Source organism: Arthrobacter sp. SLBN-53 (assembly GCF_006715585.1).
GTDB classification, from domain to species: domain Bacteria; phylum Actinomycetota; class Actinomycetes; order Mycobacteriales; family Mycobacteriaceae; genus Mycobacterium; species Mycobacterium neoaurum_A.
The window spans coordinates 4,208,485-4,227,276 of sequence record NZ_VFNN01000001.1 but is presented as its reverse complement, the minus strand read 5'-3'; the positions used below and the strand labels follow the sequence as shown (position 1 = coordinate 4,227,276).

Here is an 18,792-nt window from a genome sequence, read left to right as displayed (position 1 = left end):
GTCTCAGACGGCTTCGAAATCGACCTTCTCGCGGACCGCGCAGTCCGGGCAGGTCCAGTCATCGGGTACCGCGTCCCAGTTGGTGCCTGGCGGAAAGCCTTCGCGCGGAGCGCCTTTGGCCTCGTCGTAGACGAAATCGCAGCCAGGGCAACGGTAGGCGGCCACGCTCATGCCCTCCGCTCGTCGCGCGAGGGTCCCCCTGCGCTTCGCGCGGACGGTGCCCCCACATCTCCTGCCCCGTACTTGGCGAGCACCTTGTCCCGCATCCGCGGATGGATGTTGGCCCGGGTGATGTCACCGTCGTAGTGGGCCAGCACCCGGTGATCCATCACCTTGCGCCACAACGGCGGGAAGTAGGTCAGCCCGATCATCGAGGCGTAACCGCTGGGCAGGTTCGGTGCGCCGTCCATGCTGCGCAGCGTCTGATAGCGCCGGGTGGGGTTGGCGTGGTGATCGCTGTGCCGCTGCAGGTGGTAGAGGAACAGGTTGGTCACGATGTGATCGGAGTTCCAGCTGTGCGACGGGGCGCACCGTTCGTAGCGGCCGGACTCCAGCTTCTGCCTCAGCAGACCGTAGTGCTCCAGGTAGTTGACGGTCTCCAGCAGGGCGAAGCCGTAGATCGCCGAGATCAGGATGTACGGGATCAACCCGAGACCGAAGATCGCCAGCAGGGCGCCGTAGAACACCACCGACATCGCCCAGGCGTTGAGCACATCGTTCGACCAATGCCACGTGGACTTCCCGGCACGCTCCAGCCGTTTGGCCTCCAACTCCCAGGACGACTTGAGACTGCCCCACACGCTGCGCGGCAGGAACTCCCAGAAGGTCTCGCCGAACCGCGCCGAGGCCGGATCTTCCGGGGTGGCGACGCGAACGTGGTGACCGCGGTTGTGCTCGATGTAGAAGTGCCCATATCCGGTCTGCGCCAAGGTGATCTTGGACAGCCAGCGCTCCAGCGAGTCCTTCTTGTGGCCCATCTCGTGCGCGGTGTTGATACCGACGCCGCCGAGCACACCCACCGAGAGGGCGAGCCCGATCTTCGCCGGCCAGCCGAGGCCACCGTCGAAGCCGAGCCAGCTCAGGTCCGTCGCCGTGAACAGGTACGCCCCGAAGATGACGCTGGCGTACTGGCAGGGAATGTAGGCATAGGTGCAGTACCGGTAGTACTTGTCGTTCTCCAGGCGTTCCATGACCTCATCGGGCGGGTTCTGCCCGTCCGGGCCGAAGAAGCGATCCAGGATCGGCAACAGTCCATAGACCAACAGCGGGCCGACCCAGAACGGGACCTGCGCCGCGATATGCCAGCCGACGTTGTTGAAGGCCCAGACCAGCGGCAGCATCACGAACAGTGCCGTCGGGGCGATCAACCCCATCAGCCACAGGTACCGCTTGCGGTCACGCCATTCGGTCGCGGGAACATCCACGGCCCCGTGGTCGATCTGCGATGTCATCTGCCCTACCCCTCTGTGAGGACTGTCACGTGCAGACTTGACTATAGATCGTTGTTTGTCTGACGTCTAGACAAATTGCACTGATTTGTACAAATCGGCGCCGGTGCAGGGCCACGCCCTGCAGGCAGTGGCCGTTTCGGGCATGCCGAAGACGGCTCACACCTCATGGGTTGGGCACCGCTGGATTGGGCACCGATGGATTGGGCACCGCTGGGTCGATCACCGACCCCCCGGACGGGACAGCCGCGCTGAGTCGTCAGATGCCGACGGTCACCCGGAACAACCGGGCCGGTTCGTCGGCGGACAGCCGCACCGGGCCGCCGTCGGCGGCGACCCAGGCCGAGGCGCCGCGGGCCAGCGTGACGGCCTTGTCGTCATCCTTGGAGCTGGTGTCGTCCTCGGAGCTGGTGTCGCCCTTGTCCTCGTGGGCCTCGGCGTGCACGCGCACGGTGCCGTCGATGCACAACAGGATCTGCGGGCCCTCGTGATCGGCAGGCACGTCGACCTCGACACCCAACCGATCACCGTCCAACTGCAGCACCGAGACCGCGAACTCGGTGGCCGGGGTGTCATAGACCAGTTCGACGCCACCGTGCTCGAGCCGCGGCAGGATCGGCGCATCGTCGGTGGGCGTGAAATCCAGCACCCGCAGCAGTTCGGGCACGTCGACGTGCTTGGGTGTCAGACCGCCGCGTAATACGTTGTCGGAGTTGGCCATCACCTCGAACCCGATACCGTGCAGGTAGGCGTGCAGGTTACCGGCGGGAAGATAGATCGCTTCCCCCTCGGCCAATGTGATCCGGTTCAGCAGCATCGCCGCCAGCACGCCGGCGTCACCGGGATACCGCTCACCCAGTTCCAGGATCGTCTTGGCCTCGGCATGGAAGTCGGTCGCACCGGAACGTAGGTAGTTGATGGCCCCGTCGAGCACCGAGGGGACGAGCACGTCGAGATCGGGCTGCGGGAACGTGATCCAGGTGGTGAACAGTGCGCGCAGACCGTCGGCGTCGGACTGGTCGGTGAGCAGGGTGATGAACGGATCCAGCGCGGGCACCTCGAGGGCGCGCATGAATTCGGCGGTCCTGGCGGCCGGGCGGAACCCGGCCAGCGCCTCGAACGTCCCGAGCGCGATGATGATCTCGGGCTTGTGGCTGCGGTCGCGGTAATTGCGGGTCGGCGCGTTGACCGGGATGCCCAGGTGATTCTCCAGCTCGAAGCCCTGGACGGCCTGCTGGGCGCTCGGATGCGCCTGCAGCGAGAGTGGCTCGTCGGCGGCGAGCACCTTGGCCAAGAACGGCAGTGCGTCACCGAACCGCGCCCTGGCTCGGCTGCCGAGCTGACCCTCCGGGTCAGCGGTGATCATCTCCAAAAGCGAGCGCTCACCGGCGGCCGTCGCGCAGTGCGCGGGATCACCAGGATGGGCACCCAGCCACAGCTCGGCCTCGGGATTCGCTGTCGGACTTGGCCTTCCGGTGAACTCGGCGATCGCGGTCCGCGATCCCCAGGCATACTTCCGGATGGCTCCACGGAGCAGGTTCACGCTGTCAACCTCGCGCCAATCGCAGGTACACGGCCGTCATCTCCAACCGCACCGCCACCATCGCCAGTTGCTGTTCGGGACGGCTGCCGACGGCCGACGGCGCGGCGTCGGGCACATCGTCGGCGCTGACGACGTCGAGATCGGGGAAGCCCTCGGTCCGGGCGACCACCGCCGGACGCTGGGCATCGGAGGTCAGCACGAGCGTGCGCACCCGCGACGGCAGCGGACCGTCGAGCTCCTCGTCGTGGAACAGCGCGGTCTCGTAGTCCACGGGGGCGGCGTCGAGGCGGGCCAGCGCGCCGAGGGCGTCGGTCAACCCGACCGCGGCGACCACCTGACTCGCCACCTTCAGCAATACCGTCGCACTGTGCTGGGCCAGGGCCACCGTCGCCGCACTGTCGCCAGCCAACACGACCTCGCGTCCGGTCAGCCGCTCGGCCAGTGTCTTGGCCGGGTTGGTGAACAGCTCGCGGCCGGCGCTGTTACGCAACGCCTCGGCGTCGAGTTCGTCGGCGAGGGCGTCGATGTCGACCCGCAGCCCGCGGTCGAGCACCGCCAGGATCGCCACTCCGGCAGCCAGATAACGGGTCGACGAGAATTCTTCCGGCACCGCCAGCCGCGGAGCCAGCACGGCGGCCCGGCCCGCGGTCGCCTCGCGCAGCGGGCCCTCGTACGGGGCCACCAGTACCACCCGTGCACCCCGTCGCACACCCGTGGCCGCAGCCGAAACCAGCGCCGGGTCACCGGCGTCGGCGCCCGCGACCACCACCACATCCAGCGCGCCCGTCCACGGCGGCACCTCGGCGGCCACCACGATCGGCACCGCCGTCGCCCCGGCGAGCGCGGCCGCGAGCATCGTGCCCGCCGCACGTGCCGGGCCGCCGTCGGCCACCCAGATCAGGGTGCGCGCAAGACCGTCGGCACGCACCTGCTCGAGTGCGCCCTCGCCCACCGCGGCCGCCATGGCGCGCACCTGCGCGCCGGCCATCGCGGCCGCCCGCAACAATCCGTCCCGGTCGGCAGCCAGCAGTCCCTCGACATCGTCGAGGTCAATGGTGGCGGCCCGGGCGGTCATGGCGCGGGCTCACTGGCCTGCAGCCGACCACCGTCGTCGGTCTGCGCCGAAATCAGCGCAGCCACCTCATCCACCACCTCGGCCACCTCGTCGGTGGTGCGCGCCTCCACGTTGAGCCGCAACAACGGCTCGGTGTTGGAGGTGCGCAGGTTGAACCAGCGCCCCGCACCGAGATCCACCGTCACCCCGTCCAGATGATCGAGGGACTGAGTGCGGCTACCAAAAGCGGTCAGCACGGCGTCGACCGTGGCCGGAGCGTCGGTGACGGTGAAGTTGATCTCCCCGGAGGCCTCGTAGCGCTGATAGTCGGCCATCAGCTCCGAGAGCGGACGTTGCTGTTCCCCGAGCGCGGCCAGCACGTGCAGCGCGGCGAGCATACCGGAATCGGCACCCCAGAAATCACGGAAGTAATAGTGCGCGGAATGCTCGCCGCCGAAGATGGCACCCGTCTCGGCCATCAGTGCCTTGATATAGGAGTGGCCGACGCGCGAACGCACCGCCGTCCCACCGCGTTCGATGATCAATTCGGGCACCGCGCGCGAGGTGATGAGGTTGTGGATGACCGTGGCGCCGATCTCGCGGCCCAGTTCCCGGCCGGCCACCAATGCGGTCACCGCAGAGGGAGACACCGGCCTGCCCAACTCGTCGACGACGAAACAGCGATCGGCATCACCGTCGAACGCCAATCCGATATCGGCGCGGGTGTCCAGCACATGCTTCTGCAGGTCCACCAGGTTGGCCGGGTCCAGCGGATTGGCCTCATGGTTGGGAAACGTTCCGTCGAGCTCGAAATACAGCGGCAGCACGGTGATCCCGGCGATCGACTCGAGCACGGCCGGAGTCGTATGCCCGCCCATGCCGTTGCCCGCGTCGACGGCCACCCGCAGTGGGCGCAGCTCGGCGAGGTCCACCAGTGAGCGCAGGAAGTCGCCGTATTCGGCCAGCACGTCGCGGTCGGTGACGGTTCCGGTGGGGCCGTCGTGGGCGGGTACACCGTCGATCACCTCTTGGGCGACGGTGGCCAAGCCGGTTTCGCGGCCCACCGGCTTCGCCCCCGCACGGCACAGTTTGATGCCGTTGTAGGCGGCCGGGTTGTGGCTGGCGGTGAACATCGCACCGGGACAGTCCAGCAGGCCGGAAGCGAAGTAGAGCTGGTCGGTCGAGGCCAGCCCGATCCGCACCACGTCGAGACCCTGGGCGGTCACACCCTCGGCGAACGCGTCCGACAGCGCGGGCGAACTGGCGCGCATATCGTGCCCGATCACCACCTTGTCCACCGAGCGATTCCCCTCGTCGCGGACCAGCCGGGCGAACGCCCCGCCGACATCGCGGACGAATCCCTCGTCGATCTGTTCTCCGACCAGACCTCGCACGTCGTAGGCCTTGATGACGGCGTGGACAGCCTCAGCGGGCCGAGACATGGCTCTCCTCGCTCTCTCGGTCGACGGGGAATCTCTGAAGGGACAGCTCTGCAAGCCAGCCTAGTGGCTCGCCCTGCGCGCCGCGGCGGGTCCCGCCTCAGTGAACGCGGTGCGGCTACCTCCGGCCGACCCTGACCGGGCTATTCCGACGGCGGATCCGGGAGAACCCGCAGATGGCCGCGCCGGCGCCCGTTGGGTTCGGGCCGACGGACCGGCGGCGCCATCAACGCACCTCCGGGCATACCGGTCGTGGGATCGGAGAATCCGGCGGTGACGCCGTTGACCGTGGAGGCCATTCCCTCGCGTCCCTCGCGTCCCTCGCGGACCGCATCGGCGAGCGCGACGAGATCATCCTCGTCGGGGTTGGCCGGCAGCGGGCCGGCGTGGCGCACGAGTTCCCACCCACGCGGGGCGGTGATGCGTCCGGCATGCACGACGCACAGGTCCCAGGAATGTGGCTCGGAGACGGTGGCCAACGGCCCGACGACCGCTGTCGAGTCCGAATAGACGAAGGTCAGCGTCGCCACGGCGTAGTGCGGGCACCCGGGCCTGCAGCAGCGACGGGGAACGTTCACGCCCCGAAGATTATCGTGTGGGCCCGCCGCGGGGGTCCGGACACGCGCGCCGCGGTCCGCCGATCTCCAACCGTTACCGCTTGATGATCAACCGTTACCATCTGTCCCGTGGCGCAGCGCAACCATCTCCGATCACGCCGCGGGCGTGGAATGCGCGGCCCGTTGTTGCCGCCGACCGTCCCCGGCTGGCGTAGCCGCGCCGAGCGATTCGACATGGCGGTCCTGGAAGCCTACGAACCGATCGAACGCCGGTGGCACAGTCGGGTCGCGACGTTGGACGTGGCGGTGGACGAGATACCCCGCATCGCACCGAAGGATCCCGAGAGCGTGCAGTGGCCGCCCGAGGTCGTCGCCGACGGGCCGATCGCCCTTGCCAGACTGATCCCGGCGGGGGTGGATGTCCGCGGCAACTCCACGCGGGCACGAATTGTGTTGTTCCGCAAGCCGATCGAGCGTCGGGCCAAAGACACCGACGAACTCGCCGACTTGCTTCACGAAGTTCTGGTGGCGCAGGTGGCCACCTATCTGGGAGTGGATCCCGACGTCATCGACGCACCGGCCGACGACGCCTGACGCACAGCGTCAGATGATGCCGCGCTTGAGGCGGCGACGCTCGCGCTCGGACAGTCCGCCCCAGATGCCGAATCGCTCGTCGTTGGCCAGGGCGTACTCCAGGCAGCGATCACGCACCTCGCAGCCCTGGCAGATGCGCTTGGCTTCGCGCGTCGAGCCGCCCTTCTCGGGGAAGAACGCCTCGGGATCAGTTTGCGCGCAGAGGCCACGCTCCTGCCACTGATCGTCATCGTCGTCGGACGGCACGGCGAGCTCGGCGCGGTCAGACACCAGGCTCAGCTGCGGACGTGCGATGACATCGTTGGATTCCGGACCGGCAGCGGTGTGCGGTGCGCTGCCCACTGAACCGAGCATCCGGTTGTCGAACCGGAGCACGCGGTCGAGATCGACCTGCTCAAAAGACATGTTCCGCCTCCTCACCTACTTGATTGTTCCCCACGGGTGGAGCCCCTGCCGGATCGTGAAAACGCAAACCCCACCAGCACTACCCCAGCTATCACTATTGTGATGTCCAGCCATCCCATTCGAACAGACGATCGAATGTCGGTCTGCGCCACCGCAACCGGAGGCGAACCAGGAATGACACTGATGTGATTAGACACTTGTTAGCTGTCTCGGTCAAGCGGAATGGCTAGTTTTCATACCATCTCGTGACGTAGATCCGGCGTGTCCATGTTCCGGCGTGTTCGCCACACCCCGGGTGGCGACGACGCGTCGGGTCGACTGGCCTAGGGTTTGAAGCCGTGAAGGTCACCGTTCTGGTCGGCGGCGTGGGCGGCGCCCGGTTCCTGCTCGGGGTCCAGCATCTGTTGCGGCTGGGCCAGTTTGCCGACCCCTCCGGCACACCTGTGCACGAGGTGACGGCAGTGGTCAACGTCGGTGACGATGCCTGGATGTTCGGCGTCCGCATCTGCCCGGACCTCGATACGTGCATGTACACCCTCGGCGGCGGCATCGACCCCGAACGCGGCTGGGGGCACCGCGACGAAACCTGGCACGCCAAGGAGGAACTGGCCGCCTATGGCGTGCAGCCCGATTGGTTCGGGCTCGGCGACCGCGATCTGGCCACCCATCTGGTGCGCACCCAGATGCTGCGGGCGGGCTACCCGCTGTCGCAGGTGACCGAGGCGCTGTGCGCACGATGGCAACCCGGGGCGCAGTTGCTACCGGCCAGCGACGACCGCAGCGAGACCCACGTGGTGATCACCGATCCCGACGGGGAGCGCAAGGCCATCCACTTCCAGGAGTGGTGGGTGCGCTACCGCGCCAAGGTGCAGACACACAGTTTCGCGTTCGTGGGTTCGGACAAGGCAACGGCCGCACCCGGCGTGGTCGACGCGATCACCGGTGCCGACGTGGTGTTGGTCGCCCCGTCCAACCCGGTGGTCAGCATCGGTTCCATCCTCACCGTCGGCGGGATCCGTGCCGCGCTGCGTTCCACGCCGGCGCCGGTCATCGGCTACTCCCCGATCATCGCCGGAAAGCCCTTGCGCGGCATGGCCGACGAATGCCTGTCTGTGATCGGTGTCGAATCGTCCTCGGAAGCCGTTGGACGGCACTACGGCGCACGCAGCGGCGTCGGCATCCTGGACGGCTGGTTGATCGATCAGGGCGACAGCGCCCAGATCGACGGCGTCACCGTCGCCCAGGCCCCGTTGCTCATGTCCGAACCCGCCGTGACCGCCGAGATGGTGCGCGCCGGGCTGAACCTGGCGGGGCTGACGCTGTGAGTGCCGAGCACGGCAGCGCGGGTGGCCTCGAGATCATCCCCGTCACCGGTCTCGGTGAGTTCCGGCCCGGTGATGATGTGGCCGCGGCCGTGGCCGGGGCCGCACCGTGGTTGCGTGATGACGATGTGCTCGTCATCACCAGCAAGGTGTTGTCCAAGGCAGAGGGGCGTATTGTCGCCGCACCCACCGATCCCGACCAACGGGATGCGTTGCGCCGCAAGCTTATCGATGACGAGGCTGTGCGCGTGCTCGCCCGCAAGGGCAAGACGCTGATCACCGAGAACGCCATCGGGCTTATCCAGGCCGCCGCCGGGGTGGACGGCTCGAATGTCGACGCCGCCGAGTTGGCCCTGCTACCGGTGGATCCCGACGCCAGCGCCGCCGCCCTGCGCGACGGTCTGACGACGCACCTCGGCGTGCGGGTGGGCGTCGTCGTCACCGACACCATGGGACGCGCCTGGCGCAACGGGCAGACCGATGTGGCCATCGGCGCCGCCGGACTGACGGTGCTGCACGGCTATGCCGGTGCTCACGATGTGCACGGCAACGAGCTGGTGGTGACCGAGATCGCGGTGGCCGACGAACTCGCCGCCGCGGCAGATCTGGTCAAGGGCAAGCTCACCGGGATACCGGCGGCGGTGGTCCGCGGGCTGACCGTGCACGACGACGGCTCCAACGGCCGCACCCTGGTGCGCAGCGGGCGCGACGACCTGTTCTGGCTGGGCACCGCCGAGGCCATCGAACTCGGCCGCCACCAGGCGCAGTTGTTGCGCCGGTCGGTACGGACCTTCGACACCGCAGAGGTGCCGCCCGCTCTCATCGAGGCCGCCGTCGCCGAGGCGCTGACGGCACCCGCACCCCATCACACCCGACCGGTGCGATTCGTGTGGGTGCGCGAGCACTCGACGCGCACCCGGCTGCTGGAGGCGATGCGGGCGCGCTGGGAAGCCGACCTCATCGGCGACGGCCGCTCCCCCGAGGACGCCGCACGCCGCGCGCAACGGGGCCGATTACTCTACGACGCACCCGAACTGGTCATCCCGTTCATGGTGCCCGACGGCGCGCACAGCTACCCCGACGCACCGCGCAAGGCCGCCGAACACACGATGTTCACGGTGGCCGCCGGGGCGGCGGTCCAGGCGCTGCTGGTGGCGCTGGCGGTACGCGAGATCGGCAGCTGTTGGGTAGGCTCGACGATCTTCGCCCCCGATATCGCCCGACGCGAGCTGTCCACGCCGCAGGACTGGGAACCGTTGGGGGCCATCGCAATCGGCTACCCGGCCGAGCCGCAGCCGGCACGCGAGCCGGCGTCGACCGACGGCCTGCTCGTCGAGCGATGAATCTGCACGCCTCCGTGGTCGACGCCCTGACCGGTTGGCGGCCAAACGATTCCACTCAAGACGCGCTGCGCCACGCGGTGCTGGCATTCGTGCTGGCCCGTCCCGACGCCTGCCGGCGATCTTGCGTTCCCGGGCACATCACCGCTTCGGCGCTGGTGCTCGACCACAGCGGCACCCAGGCCCTGCTGACGCTGCACCCCCGGGTGGGCCGGTGGCTGCAACTGGGTGGGCACTGCGAGGATGGCGATTCCGATATCGTGGCCGCCGCACTGCGCGAGGCGACCGAGGAATCGGGTATCGACGGCCTGCGGATCGACCCGGAACTCGTTGCGATACATGTGCATCCGCTCACGTGCTCACTCGGCGAGCCCACCCGGCATCTGGATCTGCAGTTCGTGGTGCGCGCTCCGGCAGGCGCCGAGGCCACCCGCAGCGAGGAGTCACTGGATCTGCGCTGGTGGCCGCTGGAGGCCATGCCGCCGGGCGACCCGTCACTTGACGCGCTGGCCAGGGCCGCGCGACACCGGGTCGCCGAGACCACGGGACATGGCGCCGAAACGGCGGAGGCCCCGACGAACCCGTAGTGCCGGCGCGCTCAGACGTCGGTCGAGTAGCGGATGCCGCCGTCGGGGATCGTCACACCGGGCCACACCCGGGCACCGCGCAACAGTTCACACCGTGCCCCGATATCGGCACCGTCACCGATGACACCATCGCGGATCAGGGCGCGCGGTCCGACGCGGGCGCCGAAACCGATGATCGAGCGTTCGATCACGGCACCGGCCTCGACCCGGACACCGTCGAAGATCACCGCGCCGTCCAGCCGTGCGCCCGCGCCGATCTCGGCGCCCCGGCCGATGACGGTGCCACCGATCAGCAACGCTCCCGGCGCCACCGCAGCGCCGTCGTGGATGAGGAATTCACCGCGCTGGCCCTGCAGCGCGGGCGACGGCGCGATACCGCGCACCAGATCCGCCGAGCCGCGCACGAAGTCGTCGGGGGTGCCCATATCGCGCCAGTAACTGGCGTCGACATAGCCACACACCTTGCGCCCCTCGGCCAACAGGGTTGGGAAAACCTCGCGCTCGACCGAGAGCATCCTGCCCTTGGGAATCTCGTCGATCACGCTGCGGCGGAACACATAACAGCCGGCATTGATCTGATCGGTCGGCGGATCCTGGGTCTTCTCCAGAAAGGCCGTCACCCGCTGGTTCTCGTCGGTGGGCACACAACCGAATGCGCGCGGATCGCTGACGCGCACCAGATGCAATGTCACATCGGCATCGTGCTCGGCGTGACAGTTCAGCAGCGCCCCCAGATCGGCACCGGAGAGTACATCGCCGTTGAACACCAACGCGGTGTCATGGCGCAGCTTGTCCGCGACGTTGGCGATACCTCCGCCGGTGCCCAGCGCCTCCTCCTCGACGACGTACTCGATCTCAAGACCCAGCTTCGATCCGTCGCCGAAGGCGGCCTCGAACACCTCGGCCTTGTACGAGGTACCGAGCACGACATGACGGATGCCGGACGCGGCGATGCGCGAGAGCAGGTGGGTCAGAAACGGCAGACCGGCGGTCGGCAGCATGGGCTTGGGCGCGGACAGCGTCAGCGGCCGCAACCGGGTGCCCTGGCCACCGACCAGGATGACGGCGTCGACCTCCGCGGGATTGACCATTGCTCAGTGCCGTCCTTTCGCCTGCTTACGTCGAGAATTGCGGACCACCAGGCCGGCTCGGGTCGCCAGCGCACCCTTGATGGTCCACCGTAGCGGGGCCTGCCACCACCGCGGATGCCGATCGGCCAGGAAAGTGTAGGTGCTGCGATGATGTGCGGCCAGATTGCGCGCGGGGTCGCGACCGGTGGAATGTCCCTTGTCGTGCAGGATCTCGGCGGTCGGGACGTAGACGTTCTGATATCCGGCCAGCGCCAGCCGATCCCCCAGGTCCACATCCTCCATGTACATGAAGTACCGCTCGTCGAACCCGTTGATCCCGTCGAATGCACTGCGGCGCAACAACAGGCACGCACCGGAGAGCCATCCGACGGGCCGTTCGCTGGGTTCCAGCCGCTCCTGGCGATACGCCGCCGTCCACGGATTGGACTTCCACACCGGCCCGACCACGGCGTGCATACCGCCGCGGATCAGGCTCGGCAGATGTCGCGCCGACGGGTAGACCGTGCCGTCGGGGTCCCGGATCAAAGGGCCGAGGGCACCGGCATCTGGCCAGCGTTCGGTGGCTGCGAACAACTCGTCGATGCTGCCCGGTCCCCACTGCACGTCCGGATTGGCCACGATGAACCAGTCGCCGTCGGTGACGTACTTCTGCACCGCGCGGTTGACGGCGGTGCCGTAGCCCAGATTGCCGCCGGTGCGCAGCAACACCGCGTTCGGATAACGCTGCTCGGCCTCTTCGGGCGCCCCGTCGGTGGACCCGTTGTCGGCCATGATGACGGTGACGGGGCGTTCGGTGGCATGTGCGAGCGAGGCCAGGAAGCGGTCGAGATGCGGTCCCGGTGAATATGTCACCGTCACCACGGTGAGTTCGTCAGCCACGCTGCCCAGCCAGTTCATCACGCACGCTCGTAGATAACCGGTTCTATCCCAGCGCCGTCAAGGCGGCGGTCAGGGCGTCCTGCCAGGACCGCATCGGTGTGTGGGCAGCGTCATACCGGGCCGTCGACAGCGCCGAGTAGACGGGCCGCGGCGCGGGACGGGGGTGATTGTCGGTGGTCACCGGCCGAACCCGGTCCGGGTCGGCGCCGATACCGGCGAACACCGCCCGTGCCAATTCGTACCGGCTGACCGGACCGGTGTTCGCGATATGCCATACCGGCCGGGGATCCGGATCGTCGGCCAGCACCAGCAGCGCCTCGACCAGATCGGCCACGTAGGTCGGCGAACCGGTCTGGTCGGCCACCACCTCGACGGTGTCGCGCTCGGCGGCCAGTCTGCGCATGGTGCCCACGAAATCGGTACCGGATCCGGTGTACACCCAGGCCGTGCGCACCACCTGCGCCGACGGCAGCGCGGCATGTACCTCATGCTCGCCGGCGAGCTTGCTGCGGCCGTAGACACTGACCGGAGCGGGCGGATCGTCGACCTCGAACGGCCGCGGTTGCCCGGGCGTCGCGGCCCCGCCGAACACATAGTCGGTGGAGATGTGGATCAGCCGCGCCCCGGCGGCCGCACAGGCCCGCGCGACATGGCCGGCGCCCGCGGCGTTGACGGCGTGGGCACGCGACTCGTCGGCCTCGGCGATGTCGACGGCCGTGAGAGCCGCGCAGTTGACGACGACATCGCCGGCGACCAGCAGATCACGCCCGGCGGCCGGGTCGGTGATATCCCACTGGGCGGAGGTCAGGGCGAGCAGATCACGGCCCTGGCCGGTGAGCACACCGGCCAGGCACCGTCCGACCTGTCCACCCGCACCGGTGATGACGATCCGGGCGGTCACCCGCGCTATTTGGCGAGGACGCCGGCGGCCACCTTGGGCTGCCAATCGGTGGTCAGCAACGCGCCGTAGTTGGCCTCCCGGTCGTTGCGGTTACCGGTGTCCAGATCACGCACCGCGTGGATGAACGCCGGCCCGGCCCAGCCGACCGCGGCCGCGGCACCGAGCACGTCGACGATCTGCTTGGCCTGCTCCTGCTGGCTCACGCCGTCACCGGGGATATCGCTGGTGGAGGCCCCCATCTCGGTCAGCCAGATCTTCTTGCCGCCGTCGCCGTTGGCGACCATCACGTCATGCATGCGCAGCACATCGGACCAGCCGTTGTTGCTGTCGGCGGCCAGTCCACCGGGGAAGACATAGGGGTGGGCGGCGGCGGCGTCGAAGGACCCCTTGGCGCCGGCGTCATACATCTGCTGCAGGAATCCGGGGGGTGAATCGGGACCGGCGAGCGGGCTCAGGCCGGCGGCCACCACGGTGGCTCCGGGGTTTGCGCGCTTGATGGCCGGGTAGGCGGCCTTGAGCATGTCGGTGTAGCGGACGGCCTTGTTGTCGGCGAACCCCATGAACAGCGGCAGGTTCGGCTCGTTCCAGATCTCCCAGGCGTTGATGCGACCGGCGTACCGGCTGGCGGCGGCCGCGGCGAAGTCGCCGAATTGGCCGTAGTCCTTAGGCGGCGCCGACGGGAACAACTTCTGGGCGCCATCGGTCCTGGCCCAGAACGGGGTGTTGGAGATCAGACCGAGGATCCGCAGTCCGTTGGCGCTGGCGGCGTTGACCAGGTTGTCGAAGTAGCCCCAGTTGTACTGACCGGGGCCGATTCCGACGATCCCCCAGTCCAGCGGCAGCCGCACCCAGGTCGCCGTGGTCTTGCCGACCGCGGCGATCTCGCGGGCCGAATCCGCCGGGTTACCGGTGGCCCAGGTGTAGCCCTGGGCGAATCCGTACCCGTCGGCCGGGGCCACCACCGCGCCGGCCGTGGCCGGATTCACTCCGACCATCGACGCGACCAGAGCGACCATTACCGCCGCACGGCCGAAGACCCTGCCCATTGTTTTCCGCATACCGGTCAATTTACCGGACCTCCTGTGCACTCTCGGACCGAACGCCCTGCCCAGGACGGTGAACGCCGATGTCGGCCGTAATCGGTTTGTACACGATCTTTCGTTCGCTGAGTGGTTCCCGTTACCGGCCGGGGCGAGCGTGGGATGCGGTACGGACCGGTTGGCACGCCGACGCGCCTGGACGGACATCGAAGCGGCGGACAGTAGCCTGGGCAGATGCAGAATCGGCTGACCAGGACCGTTGGCGTGGCTGCCGCGGTCGCGGTCGTGTTGTCCACCGGGGTTGCCTGGAGCACGGTCCGCTCGTTCGAGGACGGTATCCACCACGTGAACTCGGCGGCCCTCGGCGGCGGCGGCGAGGACGGCGCCATCGACATCTTGCTCGTTGGCGTCGACAGCCGCACCGACGCGCACGGGAATCCGCTCTCGCCGGAGGAACTGGCCACCCTGCGCGTCGGAGACGATGTCGCCACCAATACCGACACCATCATCTTGATCCGCATCCCGAACAACGGGAGGTCGGCCACCGCGATCTCCATCCCCCGCGACACCTACGTCGAACTGCCCGACAACGAGGGCAAGATGAAGATCAACGGGGTCTACGGCGACGCCCGGCTGGCGAAGATGAAGCAACTCATCGAGGTCGAGGGCATGGACCCGGTCGAGGGTGAGAAGGAAGGCACCGAGGCCGGGCGGGAGGCGCTGATCAAGACTGTCGCGCACCTCACCGGCGTCACCGTGGACCACTACGCCGAGATCGGGTTGCTGGGTTTCAGCTTGATCACCGATGCCCTGGGCGGGGTGAATGTCTGTCTGAAGAATCCGGTCTACGAACCGCTCTCGGGTGCCGATTTCCCGGCGGGCTGGCAGCAGCTGGACGGTCCGCAGGCATTGAGCTTCGTGCGTCAGCGCCACGATCTGCCGCGCGGCGATCTGGACCGGGTGACCCGCCAGCAGGTGGTGATGGCGTCCCTGGCCCATGAGGTCATCTCCGGCAAGACCCTGTCCAGCCCGGCAACCCTGAACCGGTTGCAGACCGCGGTGCAGCGTTCGGTCGTGCTCTCCGATGGTTGGGACATCATGGATTTCATCAAGCAGCTCCAGGATGTCGCGGCGGGCTCGGTCGCCTTCGCCACCATTCCGATCCTGCGCGAGGACGGCTGGAGTGACGACGGTATGCAGTCCGTCGTCCGCATCGACCAGGACCAGGTCAAGCAGTGGGTGGACAGCCTGCTCAACGAGCAGGAAGAGGGCAACACCGAGAAGGTCGCGTACTCACCCGAGAAAACCACCGTCGACGTGGTCAACGACACCGATATCAACGGTCTGGCCGCCGCGGTCTCCCAGGTGCTGACCGGCGGCGGATTCACCGCCGGCAACGTGGGCAACCACGACGGCGAGCGCGTCGCCAACAGCATGGTCAGGGCGCCCAGCGTCGATGATCTCGGCGCACAGGCCGTCTCGCAGAAGTTGGGTAATCTGACCGTCGTCGAGGATCCCTCGCTGGCGCCCGACACCGTGCAGGTCGTGCTGTCCGACGATTACTCCGGCCCGGGCTCCGGGCTGGAGGGCACCACCTCAACGGCAGATCCCGCGGGCAGCGACTGGTACCAGGGTTATCAGGGCGATGACCTGGTCACCACCAGCGAGACCGCTGCCCCGCCGCCGTCGCCGATCATCACCGCGGGCTCCGATGACCCCCAGTGTGTGAACTGAGGTGACCGACACCGTCAGCGCCGCCCTGCTCGATCCGTTGCTCAAGCGCGACCCCGTGGGCCCTCGGATCACCTACTACGACGACGCCTCCGGCGAGCGCATCGAACTGTCCGCGGTGACGCTGGCCAACTGGGCCGCCAAGACCGCCAACCTGCTGCGCGACGAGCTCGGCGCCGGCCCCGGCAGCCGGATCGCGGTGCTGCTGCCCGCGCATTGGCAGACCGCCGCGGTGCTGCTGGGCATCTGGTGGATCGGTGCCGAGGCGGTGCTGGGGGCCGATGCCGGGGACGCCGATATCGCGTTGTGCACCGCCGACCGGCTCGACGAGGCCGACGCGATCGTCGGGACCGGAGAAGTGGTGGCGTTCTCGCTCGATCCGTTCGGTAAGCCGGTCACGGACCTGCCGATCGGCGTCACCGACTATGCGACCTCGGTGCGGGTGCACGGCGACCAGATCGTGCCCGAGCGCGCGCCGGGGCCGGCACTGGCCGGACGCAGCCCGGCGCAGGTGGTGGCCGCCGCCACCGCGGCCGCCGCACGAGCGGGTCTGACCGACCGGGACCGGGTGCTCTCGACCGCATCCTGGAACACCCCCGGCGACGTCGAGGAGCACCTGCTGTCGGTGCTGGCCGCCGGATCGTCGCTGGTGCTGGTGGTCCACCCCGACGCCGAGCGCCTCGATCGCCGACGCGAGATGGAGAAGGTGACCCGCGGCTGACCCGCCGTGCGCAGCAGGCCGGGAAGTACCCCGAGCGTCAATATTTGCGCGTGACGGGTCTTTTGCACCCGCAATGAGTACCCTGTGACACGTGGAACGCAATGGCCTGAAGTTCGCTGCATATCGCCATATCGGGCATCGCCGGGTGCAGGGCTATACGGAGACCGCTGCCATCGGGTTGCTGCAGGCCGTCGACGAGTATCAGCGGACGGCAGGCATCGGTGGTCCGATCGCCGAGATCGGCGTGCATCACGGGCAGCTCTTCATCGCCATGAAGCTGCTCCAGCAGCCCGGCGAAGCGGCCATCGCGATCGACCTGTTCGAGGATCAGGACGCCAATATCGACAAATCCGGCCAGGGCGATCGGGACCGATTCCTGGCGCACCTGGATTCGTGGACCGACCGGAACGGCCTGATCATCCACCAGGGTGACTCCACCCAGATCTCCCCGGGGGAGATCGCCGAGATGTCCGGGGTGCGGTTGTTCTCCGTCGACGGCGGGCACACCCAGGAGATCGTGCTCAGCGATATGCGACTGGCCGAGAAGAGCCTGACCGAGGGTGGCGTCGTGATCGCCGACGATGTCTTCAACCAGCAGTGGCCGGGTGTCTGCGTGGGCACCGTGCACTATTTGGAGCAGGGCGGCGCCCTGGTGCCCTTCTACATCGGTTACAACAAGGTGCTGTTCACCCAGCCCGAACACGCCCCGCGTTACCGGCAGGTCCTGGACGCCGCCTACCGCGGCAGAACCATGACCGCCGTGTTCGAGTCGTCCTTCGTCGGCCATCCGGTCAGCGTCCTGGTGCCGGTGCCCAAGCACCCGGTGCACATCGCGCGGCGCAACGAGACGCTGCGCAGCACCTACCGCAAGATCACCAAGGGGCGCTAGACGCGAATGGCCGGTTATCACACGCCCTTTCGAGGAAAGCGTGCAATAACCGGCCGGTCGGCGCCGACTCAGGTCGGCGGGGTCACTTCAACAACTGCCTGCTCATCACGACGCGCTGGATCTGGTTGGTCCCCTCGTAGATCTGGGTGATCTTGGCATCGCGCATGAATCGCTCGACCGGGAAATCGACGGTGTAGCCGTACCCGCCGAACAGCTGCACGGCGTTGGTGGTGACCTCCATGGCGACATCGGAGGCGAAGCATTTCGAGGCCGAGGCCAGGAACTGCAGGTTGGGCTCCATACGCTCGGCGCGGGCGGCGGCGGTGTAGACCATCAGCCGGGCGGCCTCGATCTTCATCGCCATATCGGCCAACATGAACTGGGTGTTCTGGAAGTCCGCGATCGACTTGCCGAACTGCTTGCGCTCCTTGGTGTAGGCGATCGAGGCGTCCAGCGCACCCTGGGCGATGCCGACGGCCTGCGCACCGATGGTGGGCCTGGTGTGATCAAGGGTGGCCAGCGCGGTCTTGAAGCCGGTGCCCGGCTCGCCGATGATCCGATCGCCGGGGATACGGCAGTTCTCGAAGTACAGCTCGGTGGTGGGCGATCCCTTGATGCCCATCTTGTGTTCCTTGGGCCCGGCGGAAAAACCCTCGTCGTCCTTGTGCACGATGAACGCCGAAATACCGTTGGCGCCCTTGTCGGGGTCGGTGACGGCCATGACGGTGTACCAGGTGGACTTGCCGCCGTTGGAGATCCAGCACTTGGTGCCGTTGAGGATCCAGTCGTCGCCGTCGGCGACGGCCTTGGTGCGCATGGCGCCGGCATCGCTACCGGCCTCGCGCTCGCTCAATGCGTAGGAGGCGGTCGCCTCGCCCGCGGCGATCGAGGGAAGCACCTTGGCCTTGAGCTCCTCGGACCCGCGCATCAGCAGGCCGGTGGTGCCCAGCTTGTTGCAGATCGGGATCAGCGAGGACGACGCACAGACCCGCGCGACCTCTTCGATGACGATGCACGCCGCGACCGCGTCGGCACCCTGGCCGCCGTACTCCTCGGGGATGAAGACGGCCGAGAAGCCGGAAGAATCCAGCGCTGCCAGGGCCTCGTCGGTGTAGCGCGCCTTGGCGTCCACATCGGCGGCATGCGGCGCGATTTCCTTCTCGCACAGGTCGCGCAGCACGGTGCGCAACTCGTTGTGCTCGTCGGAGAGCTGGAACAGGTCAAAGGACGGGTTGGCAACCATGGGGATCT

At 67.9% G+C, this 18,792-nt stretch carries 19 protein-coding genes; 7 read left to right on the top strand and 12 right to left on the bottom strand.

The window, feature by feature from the left end:
- Positions 1–3: 3 nt before the first annotated feature.
- The 6 genes from FBY28_RS20305 to FBY28_RS20280 all read right to left on the bottom strand — a co-directional run bounded on the left by FBY28_RS20305 (position 4) and on the right by FBY28_RS20280 (position 6,062).
- Positions 4–171: a rubredoxin gene (locus FBY28_RS20305; RefSeq protein ID WP_353618537.1), complete on the bottom strand. Its 168-nt coding sequence runs from the start codon at positions 169–171 to the stop codon at positions 4–6.
- Complete coding sequence (locus FBY28_RS20300) at positions 168–1,451, bottom strand: alkane 1-monooxygenase (protein ID WP_141869099.1); 1,284 nt, start codon at positions 1,449–1,451, stop codon at positions 168–170. The genes FBY28_RS20305 and FBY28_RS20300 overlap by 4 nt, the downstream gene beginning before the upstream one ends.
- 256 nt (positions 1,452–1,707) lie before the next feature.
- On the bottom strand, positions 1,708–2,991 hold the full coding sequence (gene manA, locus FBY28_RS20295; RefSeq protein WP_141869098.1) for a mannose-6-phosphate isomerase, class I: 1,284 nt from the start codon (positions 2,989–2,991) through the stop codon (positions 1,708–1,710).
- Between the two features lie 4 nt (positions 2,992–2,995).
- Positions 2,996–4,066: a TobH protein gene (locus FBY28_RS20290; protein WP_141869097.1), complete on the bottom strand. Its 1,071-nt coding sequence runs from the start codon at positions 4,064–4,066 to the stop codon at positions 2,996–2,998.
- Positions 4,063–5,487: a phosphomannomutase/phosphoglucomutase gene (locus FBY28_RS20285; RefSeq protein ID WP_141869096.1), complete on the bottom strand. Its 1,425-nt coding sequence runs from the start codon at positions 5,485–5,487 to the stop codon at positions 4,063–4,065. Before FBY28_RS20285 ends, FBY28_RS20290 begins: the two co-directional genes overlap by 4 nt.
- 140 nt (positions 5,488–5,627) lie before the next feature.
- Positions 5,628–6,062, bottom strand: coding sequence for a DUF3499 domain-containing protein (locus FBY28_RS20280; protein ID WP_141869095.1), 435 nt, complete (start codon positions 6,060–6,062; stop codon positions 5,628–5,630).
- Positions 6,063–6,170: 108 nt separating this feature from the next.
- Here FBY28_RS20280 and FBY28_RS20275 point away from each other — a divergent pair, with 108 nt between their 5' ends.
- Complete coding sequence (locus FBY28_RS20275; RefSeq protein WP_090558854.1) at positions 6,171–6,635, top strand: metallopeptidase family protein; 465 nt, start codon at positions 6,171–6,173, stop codon at positions 6,633–6,635.
- Between the two features lie 9 nt (positions 6,636–6,644).
- On the opposite strand, the gene FBY28_RS20270 is transcribed toward FBY28_RS20275, so the two are convergent.
- Entirely contained in the window at positions 6,645–6,989 is a 345-nt protein-coding gene (locus FBY28_RS20270; RefSeq protein WP_286178512.1) for a WhiB family transcriptional regulator, read from the bottom strand.
- A gap of 389 nt (positions 6,990–7,378) precedes the next feature.
- Here FBY28_RS20270 and cofD point away from each other — a divergent pair, with 389 nt between their 5' ends.
- Genes cofD through FBY28_RS20255 form a run of 3 tightly spaced genes read left to right on the top strand, consistent with a single transcriptional unit; the run spans position 7,379 to position 10,289 of the window.
- Positions 7,379–8,365, top strand: a complete 987-nt coding sequence (gene cofD / locus FBY28_RS26260; RefSeq protein WP_141869093.1) for a 2-phospho-L-lactate transferase — start codon at positions 7,379–7,381, stop codon at positions 8,363–8,365.
- Positions 8,362–9,705, top strand: coding sequence for a coenzyme F420-0:L-glutamate ligase (locus tag FBY28_RS20260; protein ID WP_141869092.1), 1,344 nt, complete (start codon positions 8,362–8,364; stop codon positions 9,703–9,705). The genes cofD and FBY28_RS20260 overlap by 4 nt, the downstream gene beginning before the upstream one ends.
- A complete protein-coding gene (locus FBY28_RS20255) occupies positions 9,702–10,289 on the top strand; it encodes an NUDIX hydrolase (protein ID WP_141869091.1) in 588 nt (195 codons plus the stop codon). The genes FBY28_RS20260 and FBY28_RS20255 overlap by 4 nt, the downstream gene beginning before the upstream one ends.
- A gap of 11 nt (positions 10,290–10,300) precedes the next feature.
- On the opposite strand, the gene manB is transcribed toward FBY28_RS20255, so the two are convergent.
- The 4 genes from manB to FBY28_RS20235 are packed head-to-tail and all read right to left on the bottom strand — an operon-like array spanning position 10,301 to position 14,218.
- Complete coding sequence (gene manB / locus FBY28_RS20250; protein ID WP_141869090.1) at positions 10,301–11,380, bottom strand: mannose-1-phosphate guanylyltransferase ManB; 1,080 nt, start codon at positions 11,378–11,380, stop codon at positions 10,301–10,303.
- 3 nt (positions 11,381–11,383) lie between these two features.
- Positions 11,384–12,277 (bottom strand): glycosyltransferase family 2 protein, encoded by an 894-nt coding sequence (locus FBY28_RS20245; protein ID WP_141870361.1) that lies wholly within the window; start codon positions 12,275–12,277, stop codon positions 11,384–11,386.
- Between the two features lie 25 nt (positions 12,278–12,302).
- On the bottom strand, positions 12,303–13,160 hold the full coding sequence (rfbD, locus tag FBY28_RS20240) for a dTDP-4-dehydrorhamnose reductase (protein WP_141869089.1): 858 nt from the start codon (positions 13,158–13,160) through the stop codon (positions 12,303–12,305).
- Positions 13,161–13,165: 5 nt separating this feature from the next.
- Positions 13,166–14,218 carry a glycoside hydrolase 5 family protein gene (locus FBY28_RS20235; RefSeq protein ID WP_216847852.1) on the bottom strand — a complete coding sequence of 351 codons (1,053 nt, stop codon included), beginning with the start codon at positions 14,216–14,218 and terminating at the stop codon, positions 13,166–13,168.
- A gap of 216 nt (positions 14,219–14,434) precedes the next feature.
- Here FBY28_RS20235 and FBY28_RS20230 point away from each other — a divergent pair, with 216 nt between their 5' ends.
- The 3 genes from FBY28_RS20230 to FBY28_RS20220 all read left to right on the top strand — a co-directional run bounded on the left by FBY28_RS20230 (position 14,435) and on the right by FBY28_RS20220 (position 17,541).
- Positions 14,435–15,934, top strand: coding sequence for an LCP family protein (locus FBY28_RS20230; protein WP_141869088.1), 1,500 nt, complete (start codon positions 14,435–14,437; stop codon positions 15,932–15,934).
- A 1-nt stretch (position 15,935) separates the two neighbouring features.
- The gene (locus FBY28_RS20225; RefSeq protein WP_141869087.1) at positions 15,936–16,652 is read left to right on the top strand and encodes a TIGR03089 family protein; all 717 of its coding nucleotides are present in this window, start codon (positions 15,936–15,938) and stop codon (positions 16,650–16,652) included.
- A 91-nt stretch (positions 16,653–16,743) separates the two neighbouring features.
- Entirely contained in the window at positions 16,744–17,541 is a 798-nt protein-coding gene (locus FBY28_RS20220) for a class I SAM-dependent methyltransferase (RefSeq protein ID WP_141869086.1), read from the top strand.
- A gap of 82 nt (positions 17,542–17,623) precedes the next feature.
- Here FBY28_RS20220 and FBY28_RS20215 read toward each other — a convergent pair whose 3' ends face one another.
- Complete coding sequence (locus FBY28_RS20215) at positions 17,624–18,784, bottom strand: acyl-CoA dehydrogenase (protein WP_141869085.1); 1,161 nt, start codon at positions 18,782–18,784, stop codon at positions 17,624–17,626.
- Positions 18,785–18,792: the final 8 nt, after the last annotated feature.

Coding starts and splice junctions, on each gene's coding strand:
- FBY28_RS20255 (WP_141869091.1), top strand. CDS start 9,702: ATGAATCTGCACGCCTCCGTGGTCGACGCCCTGACCGGTTGGCGGCCA.
- FBY28_RS20285 (WP_141869096.1), bottom strand. CDS start 5,487: ATGTCTCGGCCCGCTGAGGCTGTCCACGCCGTCATCAAGGCCTACGAC.
- FBY28_RS20305 (WP_353618537.1), bottom strand. CDS start 171: ATGAGCGTGGCCGCCTACCGTTGCCCTGGCTGCGATTTCGTCTACGAC.
- FBY28_RS20245 (WP_141870361.1), bottom strand. CDS start 12,277: ATGAACTGGCTGGGCAGCGTGGCTGACGAACTCACCGTGGTGACGGTG.
- FBY28_RS20300 (WP_141869099.1), bottom strand. CDS start 1,451: ATGACATCGCAGATCGACCACGGGGCCGTGGATGTTCCCGCGACCGAA.
- manB (WP_141869090.1), bottom strand. CDS start 11,380: ATGGTCAATCCCGCGGAGGTCGACGCCGTCATCCTGGTCGGTGGCCAG.
- FBY28_RS20270 (WP_286178512.1), bottom strand. CDS start 6,989: ATGCTCGGTTCAGTGGGCAGCGCACCGCACACCGCTGCCGGTCCGGAA.
- FBY28_RS20290 (WP_141869097.1), bottom strand. CDS start 4,066: ATGACCGCCCGGGCCGCCACCATTGACCTCGACGATGTCGAGGGACTG.
- FBY28_RS20230 (WP_141869088.1), top strand. CDS start 14,435: ATGCAGAATCGGCTGACCAGGACCGTTGGCGTGGCTGCCGCGGTCGCG.
- FBY28_RS20235 (WP_216847852.1), bottom strand. CDS start 14,218: ATGCGGAAAACAATGGGCAGGGTCTTCGGCCGTGCGGCGGTAATGGTC.
- FBY28_RS20215 (WP_141869085.1), bottom strand. CDS start 18,784: ATGGTTGCCAACCCGTCCTTTGACCTGTTCCAGCTCTCCGACGAGCAC.